Annotated in this window: 11 protein-coding genes; 4 read left to right on the top strand and 7 right to left on the bottom strand. The window is 64.6% G+C overall.

The window, feature by feature from the left end; translation table 11 throughout:
- Window positions 1-263 precede the first annotated feature (263 nt).
- Window positions 264-1,490: a glutathionylspermidine synthase family protein gene (locus ACGYK7_RS09205; RefSeq protein WP_394401308.1), complete on the top strand. Its 1,227-nt coding sequence runs from the start codon at window positions 264-266 to the stop codon at window positions 1,488-1,490.
- Between the two features lie 39 nt (window positions 1,491-1,529).
- The gene (locus tag ACGYK7_RS09200) at window positions 1,530-2,108 is read left to right on the top strand and encodes a DUF1190 domain-containing protein (protein ID WP_394401306.1); all 579 of its coding nucleotides are present in this window, start codon (window positions 1,530-1,532) and stop codon (window positions 2,106-2,108) included.
- A 14-nt stretch (window positions 2,109-2,122) separates the two neighbouring features.
- Here the strand turns inward: ACGYK7_RS09200 and ACGYK7_RS09195 are convergent, their stop codons facing one another.
- The 3 genes from ACGYK7_RS09195 to ACGYK7_RS09185 are packed head-to-tail and all read right to left on the bottom strand — an operon-like array spanning window position 2,123 to window position 4,035.
- Window positions 2,123-2,281 (bottom strand): peptidase M23, encoded by a 159-nt coding sequence (locus tag ACGYK7_RS09195; RefSeq protein WP_394401304.1) that lies wholly within the window; start codon window positions 2,279-2,281, stop codon window positions 2,123-2,125.
- 38 nt (window positions 2,282-2,319) lie between these two features.
- A complete protein-coding gene (locus ACGYK7_RS09190) occupies window positions 2,320-3,147 on the bottom strand; it encodes a 3-keto-5-aminohexanoate cleavage protein (RefSeq protein ID WP_394401302.1) in 828 nt (275 codons plus the stop codon).
- A 24-nt stretch (window positions 3,148-3,171) separates the two neighbouring features.
- Window positions 3,172-4,035, bottom strand: coding sequence for a 3-hydroxyacyl-CoA dehydrogenase NAD-binding domain-containing protein (locus ACGYK7_RS09185; RefSeq protein ID WP_394401300.1), 864 nt, complete (start codon window positions 4,033-4,035; stop codon window positions 3,172-3,174).
- Between the two features lie 87 nt (window positions 4,036-4,122).
- Here ACGYK7_RS09185 and ACGYK7_RS09180 point away from each other — a divergent pair, with 87 nt between their 5' ends.
- On the top strand, window positions 4,123-4,848 hold the full coding sequence (locus ACGYK7_RS09180) for an SDR family NAD(P)-dependent oxidoreductase (protein WP_394401298.1): 726 nt from the start codon (window positions 4,123-4,125) through the stop codon (window positions 4,846-4,848).
- On the opposite strand, the gene ACGYK7_RS09175 is transcribed toward ACGYK7_RS09180, so the two are convergent.
- The 4 genes from ACGYK7_RS09175 to ACGYK7_RS09160 form a co-directional block, all read right to left on the bottom strand.
- Window positions 4,849-5,757, bottom strand: coding sequence for a LysR family transcriptional regulator (locus tag ACGYK7_RS09175; protein ID WP_394401295.1), 909 nt, complete (start codon window positions 5,755-5,757; stop codon window positions 4,849-4,851).
- Between the two features lie 71 nt (window positions 5,758-5,828).
- Entirely contained in the window at window positions 5,829-7,010 is a 1,182-nt protein-coding gene (locus ACGYK7_RS09170; RefSeq protein ID WP_394401292.1) for a LarC family nickel insertion protein, read from the bottom strand.
- The gene (locus tag ACGYK7_RS09165; protein ID WP_394401289.1) at window positions 7,010-8,323 is read right to left on the bottom strand and encodes a lactate racemase domain-containing protein; all 1,314 of its coding nucleotides are present in this window, start codon (window positions 8,321-8,323) and stop codon (window positions 7,010-7,012) included. Before ACGYK7_RS09165 ends, ACGYK7_RS09170 begins: the two co-directional genes overlap by 1 nt.
- 23 nt (window positions 8,324-8,346) lie before the next feature.
- The gene (locus tag ACGYK7_RS09160) at window positions 8,347-9,894 is read right to left on the bottom strand and encodes a UxaA family hydrolase (protein ID WP_394401287.1); all 1,548 of its coding nucleotides are present in this window, start codon (window positions 9,892-9,894) and stop codon (window positions 8,347-8,349) included.
- 93 nt (window positions 9,895-9,987) lie between these two features.
- On the opposite strand from ACGYK7_RS09160, the gene ACGYK7_RS09155 reads away from it, so the two are divergent.
- On the top strand, window positions 9,988-10,764 hold the full coding sequence (locus ACGYK7_RS09155; RefSeq protein ID WP_394401285.1) for a GntR family transcriptional regulator: 777 nt from the start codon (window positions 9,988-9,990) through the stop codon (window positions 10,762-10,764).

The following is a 10,764-nucleotide window of genomic DNA, read 5'->3' as shown; positions in this document are numbered from 1 at the left end:
ATTCTACAATCAGACCGAACAACGGAAGCTGGGTCTCTAAGCCAATCCCCGCAAGGCTTTTCAGCCCTTCGATATGTAGGGTCTCCGGGCTGCAAAGCCTTGCTTCCGTCGCTCACGCTGGTGACATTTCTACTTTGCAAACCCAGTGACATTTCTGAATGGTGTTTACATTGACTGTGTATCCCGCGCTCAACCGCCGCCCCCCTCTGGCCGCTCGCCCCAAAGCCGATTAGAAGCGAGGGCGAAACCGGGGGAGCGAACCGTTGCGAAAGATCACATTGCCCGAAAGACGCGACTGGCGCGCCCATGCGCAAGAGGTCGGCTTTACCTTTGCCGATATGCACGGCGAACCCTATTGGGACGAAACCTCGGCCTATGCGTTCTCGCTCACCCAGGTCGAGAATGACATCGAAGACCCTTCGACCGAGCTTCACGCCATGTGCCGCGAGGCCGTGGCCGAGATCATCGCCAGCGAAGAGCTGATGACCCGGCTTGCCATTCCAGAGGCCCACCGTGACCTCGTGGCCGAAAGCTGGCGCCGGGGCGATCCTGAGATCTATGGCCGTTTCGATCTGGCCTATGACGGCACGCGCCCGGCCAAGCTGTTGGAATATAACGCCGACACACCGACCTCGCTTTACGAAAGCGCGGCCTTTCAGTGGCAGTGGCTTGAAGACCAGTTGAAAGCGGGCGTATTGCCTGCGGGCACGGATCAGTTCAACGGCATTCATGAGGCGCTGGTCGCCCGCTTTGGCGATGTCTTCGAGCAGGACAGCGATCTGCATTTCACCGCCGTGGCCGACAATCCCGAAGACTACGGCACCGTCGAAGCCATGGGCTGGGCCGCACGCGAGGCGGGGCTGGGCGCGCATTACTGCGATCTCGACAAGATCGGGCTGAGCGACGATGGCCATTTCCTTGACGATCAGGACCGCCGCATTGCCGTCCTGTTCAAACTCTACCCTTGGGAAGACCTGCTGCGCGACGACTACGCCGCCCATATCCAAGGCTCGGGCTGCCTGTTTCTGGAACCTGCGTGGAAAGCGCTTCTGTCCAACAAGGGCCTCCTGCCGGTGCTATGGCAGATGTTCGATGGACACCCCAATCTGCTGCCCGCGTTTTTCGAGGCCGATGTCGCCGATGCGCTCGCCGGACGCGGCCCCGCCGCCCCCGCCTGCGCCGACGCCTTTGACCGGGCGGCGGCGGAACTGGCCGAGGCGCATGTGCGCAAGCCGATCCTCTCGCGCGAGGGGGCGTCGGTCACGATCCACCAGTCCGGCAAGGTGATCGAACAGTCGCAAAACGCCCACTACGCCGAACATCCGCGCATCCTGCAGGCCTATGCCCCGCTGCCCACATTCGACGGCTTCCGCCCGGTGATCGGTTCTTGGATCGTGGGAGAGACCTGCGCGGGCATCGGCATCCGCGAAGACCGATCGCGCATCACGCAGGATTTGTCACGCTTCAAACCGCACTACATTCTGGCATAGCCCACCGCTCCGCCGCCTCTTGGCAGAAAGACGACCATCATGACCAAACGCTCGAAACGGGTTTCCATCGCCATCGTCGGCGCCGCCGCCTTCACCCTTGCTGGCTGCGAGGAGGAAAAGGTCGACGCCGCCGCCTTCCCCGACCTGCAAAGCTGTCTTGCCGATGCCGCCCGTGGCGGGATGTACAGCGAGCAGGAATGCGAAACCGCCTTTGACGCGGCGCAAACCCTCCATGTGGAATCCGCCCCGCGCTACGACAGTCTTGAGGTCTGCGAAGAGCAGCATGGCGCTGGCGCCTGCGGCTCGGAAGAGGCGGCGACCCAAGGCGGATCGGGTGGCATATTTATGCCCCTGTTGGCGGGCTATCTGATCGGCAATATGATGAGCAACCGCGCCGGCATGGCGGCGGCGCAGCCGCTTTACAAAACCTCCGATGGACGCTTCACCAACGCCGCGCGCTCCAGCACCTATTCGACAAATCGCGGCGCGGCCAAGCTCAGCACCTCGCAATTCACCCGCCCCAGCACCACCATCGGCAAAACCCCGATGACCCGCGCCACTGCCGCGTCGCGCGGCGGCTTTGGCCGGGCGGGTGGATCGCGCGGCTTTGGTGGCTGATCGGCGCTGACGCCTTACTTGCGGCGCAGCACCGCCGCGGCAAGGATCACGATCGCCAGCGACAGCATCGCCACCGCCCAAAAGGGATCGGTGCCATGGGGATGCACATGCGCCCCCTCATGCGCCGCCAACGGTGCGGCAAAGGTGGCGAGGGCGAATGTCAGTTTCTTCATCTTAATCTCCTTAATCTATGACGGCGGCCCCGAGGCCGTTAGGCCAGCCCCAGGATCTCACGCGCCTGCTGCGGGGTGGCGACGGGGCGACCGGCTTGGGCGCAGATATCGGCCGCGCGGGTCACGAGGGCGGCATTGGAGGGGGCGAGGGTCTGTTTGTCCAGCCGGATATTATCCTCCAGCCCCGTGCGCAGATGGCCCCCCGCGGCGGCGCACCATGCGTTCAGCTCGGCCTGATGCCGCCCGATCCCGGCGGCGCACCAAGGGATATCGCCGAACAGCCGTTTGACGGTTTTGATATAGAAATCAAAAACCTCCCGACCCGCTGGCATGGCGTTTTTCACGCCCATGACGAATTGGATATAGGGCCGTGCCGGGATCTTGCCCGCCTCGGCCATCGCCTTGGCCTGTAGAATGTGGCTGAGATCAAAGACTTCGATCTCGGGCAGCACGCTATATGTCATCATCTCGCCTGCCAGCCAATCGACAAGCTCGGGCGGGTTCTCATAGACGCGGTTGGGAAAGTTGTTCGACCCCACCGAAAGCGAGGCCATGTCGGGCCGCAGCGGCAGCATCCCGCCCCGGTTCCGCCCCGCGCCCGAACGCCCGCCGGTCGAGAATTGCACGATCATGCCGGGGCAATGGTCACGCAGCCCCTCTTGCAGCCGCGCGAAACGGTCGGGGTCCGCCGTGGGGGTGCCATCGGCGGTGCGCACATGGGCATGGCAGATCGTCGCCCCGGCCTCAAAGGCGGCATGGGTGCTTTCGATCTGTTCGCTGATGTCGATCGGCACCGCCGGGTTGTCGGCCTTGGTCGGCAGTGATCCGGTGATGGCCACGCAGATGATGGCTGGGTTATCGGTCATGGGTGTCCTCGGCTTTCTGGAAAATCAATCGGCGCTGTCGCGGGCGAGGGCGATGACATGGCGCAGCGCGGCTTCCGCCGCCGTGCTATCGCCCTCCTCGGGCCAGTCGTAGAACCCCTTGCCGCTGCGTTTGCCAAGATGCCCCCGCTCGACCAAAGCGGTGAGGCTGGGAGAGGGATCGTGCCGGTCGCAAAGGTCCGGGTAGAGGTATTCGGCGATGCTCAGATGGGTGCCCAGCCCGTTCAGGTCGCGCTGGCGGAAGGGGCCGGAAAGCGCCATGCGCACGCCGACGGACCATTGCACGATCTCGTCGATCTCCGCCGGGCTGGCAACCCCTTGATCCACCAAATGCAGGCATTCGCGCATGATGGCATGTTGGATGCGATTGGCCACGAAACCGGGCGGCGCGTGATCCAGCCGCACGGGACGCCGCTCCAACCCGCGCAGCAGGGTCATGACCTCGGCGCAAAGCCCCTCGGGCGCGTCCGGGCTGGCGACGACTTCGACGGCGGGGATCACATCGCCGGGGTTGAAGAAATGCGTGATCACGGCGCGTTCGGGCCGGGCCATATCCGCCGTCATCTCTTCCAACCTCAGGCCAGAGGTGTTCGACAAGATCGGCGCGCCCTCCGGCACGGCCCCCTCCAAAGCGGCAAGGACGTGGCGTTTCAGCGCGAGGTCTTCCGGCACGCATTCCAGCGCAAGATTGGCCTGCCCTGCCCCCTCCAACGCGGCGCAGGCGGTCGACCCCGGAACCGCGGTCAAAAATGCCTCCCGCGCGGCCTTGGTCGGGTCGACCGCTTGGACCGTCCAACCGTGCTGACCAAAGAGCCTGCCGATGGATTGGCCCATCGTGCCCGCCCCCACGATGATGATGCCTTTGGCCATATGATCCCCCTCCCGGATATGAGCTGTTTACTTATCACCAGTGCACGGTGATAAGTAAACAGTGAATAGGAAAAAGGATGCCGCCCCGTGACCCAAGACCCCTCCCCGCGCCATGCGCTCGTCACCGGCGGCGCGCGCAACATCGGCCTTGGCATCGCGCGCAGGCTGCGCGAGGACGGTTGGCGTGTTTTTGTGCTGGATATCGAAGAGCCCGAAGACCCCGCGCTTCGGGCGGATGCGCAACGGGTGGATCTGACGGACATCGCGGCGACCACGGCGGCGCTCCAACAAATCCTCGCGCGGGGGCCGGTCACCTGTCTGGTCAATAACGTCGGCATCGTGAAACCCGCATCTTTCGACGCTGTCGCCCTCGACGATTTCGACCCCATCATGCATCTGAACCTGCGGCCCAGCATTCTGGCGGCGAAACTGGTCGTGCCGGGCATGCGCGCGGCGGGCGGTGGCCGGATCGTGATGAACACCAGCCGCGTGACCAAGGGCAAGATCGACCGTACGCTCTATTCCGCGACCAAGGGCGCGATCCAGTCGATGGCGCGGACTTGGGCGCTGGAACTGGCGCGCGACGGGATCACCGTGAACTGCGTCGCCCCCGGCCCCATCGCCACCACCGCCTTTTGGGAGAACAACCCCGAAGACGCGCCGGAAACCCGTGCCATCGTCGATGCGGTGCCGGTTGGCCGGATGGGAACGCCTGAAGATGTGGCGCAGGCGGTGTCCTTCTTTGCCGATCCCCGCAGCGGCTTTATCACCGGGCAGACGGTCTTTGTCTGTGGCGGCACGGCGGTCGGGTAATCAGCCCCCGGGCGCGAGGGCCGCAAGCAGCCGACGCAGGACCGGATTGCGCGCATCGCGCAGATAGGCCAGCCCGATCCGGCTTTGCACCTTGGCGTCGCGGATCGGCAGGAAGGACACGCCCGCATCCTTCATCCGCGCGGCGGAGGCGGGGACGAATGCCACCCCCAGACCCGCCGAGACGAAATTCACGATGGCGGTGAACTGCGGCGCACGATGGGCCACGCGGGGGGCGAAACCGGCATCGGCGCAGAGTTGATAGGCGCAGGCGGCAAAGCCCATGTCGGGGCCAAGGTGGCTGAAGATGAAACTCTCCTCGCGCAGCGCCGCCATGGCGACCGAAGGCACCTCGGCGAGGCGATGGTCGGGCGGCACGGCCAGCAGGATATCCTCGGTATGAACCGTGCGGGTGGCCAAATCCTCCGGCACGCCGGAAAGCGGCAGCCGCACGAAGCCCGCGTCGAGCCTGCCCGCCACGATCTCGGCGATTTGCAGGTCCATATCCAACTCCCGCAGGATCAGATCCACCTCTGCCGCGCCCGCGCGCAATTCGCGCAGGAGCCGCCCGAGAATCCCCGCGTAGGAGGCCGAGCCGACATAGGCCAATTCGATCCGCCCGCGCTGGCCGCTGCGCGCCGCTTCGGCCAGAGCTTCCACCCGGCGGGCCTGTTGCAGCAGCGCGCGAGCCTCGGGCAGCAGCGCCTTGCCGAAGTCGGTCAGCATCACCCGGCGGCGGTTGCGGTCAAAGAGAAGCTCACCGCCAAAGGCGGTTTCGAGATGTTTCAGCTGCTGCGTCAGCGCCGGTTGCGCCACGCCGAGCGCGGTTGCCGCTTGACCGAAATGCAGCATTTCCGCGATGGCGACGAAGACCTCATATTGGCGCAGCGTGGCGGTGAGTGGCGTTTTCATGCGGCCCCCTGAACTGACGTCAGAGGGTTTTCACACGCGCGCCGGTGATAAGCAAGTTAGATCACCGGCCCCTACCCCTCCGCCGCGCGGGCGCGGCTGCGGCGGGCGTGCAGGGTCTCGGCCTCGGCCAGATCGTCGCTTTCGACCTTGATCGTCTCATGCCCGCCCGGGCGCGTCGCGCGTTTGCGCCGAAGCGGGCCGCTGTCATCGCTTTCCCGGGGGAGCATCAACCGGTCGACCAAAGTGCGGCGGAGGCCGAGGGTCGAGGTCAGATCAAAGACCCGCGCCGCGACCGCCTCAGCCTCTTGCGGTCGCACAAGCAATTCCAGCCGCGTGACGGGGCGGGATTTCTTGCCCTGCCCGCTGAGCATCATGAGATCGACCACGCCCTCCATCTCGCGCAACCGATCCACCGCCGCGCCCAGTTCTTCGCCCGTCATGTCGTCGATATCGCAGGCGAATTGCACGAGACTGTCCTGCGCGATGCCCGCCTTGGCGGTGTCAAAGACGCTGACCCGCAGGATATTCGGCAGTCCTTTCATCACCCGCATCCCCGCGCCCGAGCCAGTACAGCGCAGCCGCCCCGGTGGGCGGATGGCGATGGGGCCGCCGCCGGTGAGATGGGCAAGGATCGCGGCCCCCGTGGGTGTCACCCGCTCGCCCGGCACACCGTCGTCATGCCAGTCATAGCCTTGCAAGATCAGCGCCGTGGCGGGCGCGGGCACCGGCAGTTTGCCATGCGCCGTCTCGACCAGCCCGCCGCCAAGAGGCAGTGACGCGAGCGAGACGGTCGCCCCCGCCAGCGCGGCGCAGATGCTGCCCGCGGCGGTGACATCCATCAGCGCGTCCCAATCCGCGATCTCGTGAAAATGCACCCGGTCGATAGGGATGTCATGCACCTGCGCTTCGGCCTCGGCAATCCGGTGGAGGATCGCGCAGGCGGCCTCCGCCGTGCCCTCGGACAGCGGCGCGTTCTCTAGCAAGTCACGCATGGCGCGATAGGTCGTCTCGGCCCCGTGCCGCCTGCCGGCGTCGGGTGCTGTCAGCACCAGTTCAAACCGCCGCGAGGTAATGCCCGAGGCGACATGTTCGCTCAGTTCCGCATGGCCCACTTCGGCGGGGAGCACGGCGGCGACATCGGCCAAGGCGCGCTCGGCCAGATCGGGGAAGGCATGCAGCATTGCCGCGATGAACATATCCCCCGCCGCCCCGCCTACGGGGTCGAGGTGTAGATGAAGCCCCTGCCCCCGCATCAATGCCCCTCCGGCCAAGGGTTGCGCAGCAGGCCGTCGTCGAACTGCATTTCTTGCAGATCGCCCACCACCTCAAGCCCCGGACGGTCGCGCAGTTCTGGCAACAGCGCCTCGGAGGCATAAAGATACTCGAGTTTCAGCGTATTGGGGATGCGCAGCAGCCGAACCTTGGTGATATCCTCGGCCCCGCAGGTCTTGACCGCCGTCTGAATCGCGGTGCGGTCGCAGGGCATGACCATCGGGATTTTCGCTTGTTTCAAAACCTGCGAGGTGATGGCATTGGCATAGACCGCCTCGCGGTCGAAATCCTGCTCCAACCGCTGCGTGATCACATCCGCCCGTGCCGCGCCGTTGCCATTGCCGTTGCTGCGCGGTGAAAGGCCAAGCGCCACCAGCCGTGAGATATGCAGATGCACCTGCATCTTCTCGCTCGAAAAGCGATGGGTGATATTGGGGTCCATCCCTGTGCCGGAGAACTCCTTGCCGATTTCATCCACCACCAGCACGTCCAGATCGCCCGAGGCCGAAGGCGCATCCAGCGGCCCCAGCGGCAGGCGGGGCATGTTGCGCATCGCGTCTTGCAGATAGGGCGCTTCGGCCTCGAGCATCCCGTCACTGTCGAGCGCGACCACCTGCGAGAGTTCGTCATAGGCATTCTCAATCGTGCCGATGCCAAACAGCACCTTGCAGCGTGCCAGCTTCATCCGCGCCATTTTGGCCACGAAGATGCCGACGTTATCAATCCCGCGCGAATGGCAGGTCTCGGCCCCCGATTGCTTGCCCAACCCGATCGAGAGCATCTTGGCCAGCCCGCTTTCGTTCGGCGCGCGGAAAGAGGTATGCGGCTTGATCCGGTTGAACAGGATGATCCCATCGGCGGCATTGGCGTGGCGGTCCATCCTCACCGACATGCCGTTGTCGAGCACGCCGATCTCATCGGTTTCCATCGAAGAGCGGATTTCGCAACCAAGGCTCTCTTCGGTCACGCCCAGTTTCGCCAGAAGCGCGGTCTGCCCCTCTGCGGTGGCGCCGCCGTGGCTGCCCATGGCGGGCACGACGAAGGGATGCGCCCCGCGCGCGCGGACCTCGGCCACGATGGCGGCCAGCAGTTCCGGCAGGTTCGCCAGCCCGCGGCTGCCTGCGGTGATCGCGATGGACATGCCCGGCTTGATCTTGCCCGCGCAATCGGCCTGCATCGCCTCTGCCACGGCGGCGCGCGGGTCGACGATGCGGGTCGCGGCAAAGGTCTGACGGCAAAGCGCCATGCGCGGCAGCGGCGTATCCTCGACCAGTTTTACATAGTTCGGTTTCATCTGCGCTGTCCCCTCCGACATCGTTACCCCGTGACCCCAATCGGCCAAGGCGCGAATTCCTCTTCGCCCACGCCGAGCGCTTCGGATTTGCTCGGCTCCCCCGAGGCGATGGCGAGGATGCGCTCGAAGATCGCCTGGCCCAGTTCTTCTAGGCTCTGCTCGCCGTCGATCACGGTGCCGCAGTTGATGTCCATATCATCCTGCATCTTGGTGAACATCGGCGTGTTGGAGGCGAGTTTGATCGTCGGCGAGGGGTAGGAGCCAAAGCAAGACCCGCGCCCGGTGGTAAAGCAGATCAGGTTTGCACCCCCCGCGATCTGCCCGGTGGCCGAGACAGGATCGAAGCCGGGCGTATCCATGAAGACCAGCCCCTTTTGCGTCACGGGTTCGGCATAGCGGTAGACCTCCATCAGCCCCGTGCTGCCGCTTTTCTTGGCCCCGCCGAGCGATTTTTCCAGCACATTCGCCAGCCCACCCGCCTGATTGCCGGGGCTGACCACGCCGTTGATCTGCGTGTCGCGGCCCTTGGTATAGTCCAACCACCAATCCATGCGTTCGACCAGTTTGCGGCCCACCTCCTCGCTTCGGGCGCGGCGGGTCAGCAGGTGTTCGACGCCGAAAATCTCGGGCGTTTCAGACAGGATCGCCGTACCGCCGTTGCGCACAAGGATATCCGCCGCCATGCCAAGGCCGGGGTTGGCCGAAAGCCCCGAAAGCCCGTCCGACCCGCCGCATTGCATCCCGATGGTGATATGTTCCGCCGAACAGGGCTCACGCTGCACGGCATTGGCCTGATCCAACATCTCGCGCACCGCCTCCTTGCCTTCGGCGATGGCGCGGGCCGTGCCGCCGACATGCTGCATGGTAACGCAGCGCAGCATCTTGCCTTCGGCCAGCCCCTCCTCTTCAAAGAACTGGGCGAGGTTGTTGCGCTCGCAACCCAGCGACAAGACCACGGCGCCGGCCAGATTGGGGTGGCGGATATAGCCCGAGAGCGTGCGGCGCAGCAAGTCCATCGGCTCACCCGTGAGCTCCATCCCGCAACCGGATTCGTGGATAAAGGGGATCACCCCGTCGACATTCTCCCATGCCTCCATCCGCTCTTCGTCAAAGTAATTGGCGATTTTGCGCGCCACAGTGGCCGAGCAATTCACCGTGACGAAAAGCCCGATATAGTTGCGCGTGCCCACCCGGCCATTCGCGCGGCGGATGCCCATGAACTGGACGCGCTCTTGCGGTGGCAGCAACTCGGTGGGGGTGTAATCGCGGGCAAAGGCATAGTCTTTATCGACCGCGTCGAACTTGATGTTATGGCTGTGCAACCAGTCGCCTGCGGCGATCTCTTCTGCCGCATATCCGATCACCGTGTCGAATTTCAGGATCGGCGCGCCGCGCTGGATCGGGCGGATCGCGATCTTGTGACCTTGGGGCGTATCGTGGTTGGCACGCAGCCCGTCTTGCGGCAATACCGCGCCACGGGGAACCGCCGCGGTTGCCACGACCACGTTATCCGTCGGTGACAGCAACATCACCTTTGCGTCTCTGTCCTCTTGCATGGTCTGGCTGTCCATCGGATGCTCCCCCTCCCTTGGGTGTCGAAAAAACCGCTTCGGTAAGATGTCATTAACTGATATATTAGATTTAACAGCTATGGAAGAGCCCGCATGACCTCATCGAAGAAACCCGCCGCGCAGAGCGCACAAACCCTTGCCAAAAGCATCCTTGGCGGGGGGGCCGACTTGGGACTGTTCGAGGGCGGGCCGACGGGGCGCGGGGTTTACGCCACGCTGCGCGATCAGATCGTGAGGCTCGACCTGCCGCCCGGCACGCCGCTTTTGCGCGCCGAACTGGCCGAAACCCATGGCGTCAGCCTGACGCCACTGCGCGATGCGCTGCAACAGCTGGCGAAAGAGGGGCTGGTCAAGATCTACCCGCAATCGCGCACATTGGTCACGCCGATTGACATGTCGGCGATCCGCGAGGCGCAGTTCATGCGCATCGCTCTTGAGACCGAAGTCGTGCGCCGTTTGGCCGCCGAAATCGCGCCCGAAGCCCTGACCCGACTGCGCAGCATCGTCGCTTTGCAAAGCAGCATTTCGGACCAGCCCGGCGATGTGCCGACCTTTCAGGAGTTGGACGAAGTGTTTCACCAGACCCTTTTCGTGGCGGCGGGCCATGTGCAAAGCCAGCGCATCATGCGCAGCCATGCAGGCCATCTGGAACGCCTGCGCCGCCTGCATCTGGACGACATTGACGAGGCGGGTCACATTCTGAATAACAAGGACGTGATCGGCGGGCACAGCCGCATCCTCGACGGGATCCAAGCGGGCGATGCGCCTGCGGCGATGGAGGCGCTGCGCCAGCACCTGCAACGCACCGTCGACCGGATGACCGAGAAACGGGCGGCTTTCCCGGAGTATTTCACCCCGGAAAAGCCCTGA

Source organism: Sulfitobacter sp. 1A15299 (genome assembly GCF_043556915.1).
In the GTDB taxonomy this organism is placed as follows: domain Bacteria; phylum Pseudomonadota; class Alphaproteobacteria; order Rhodobacterales; family Rhodobacteraceae; genus Sulfitobacter.
The sequence above is the reverse complement of the archived record's forward strand: the minus strand, read 5'-3'. Positions and strand labels throughout refer to the sequence as shown.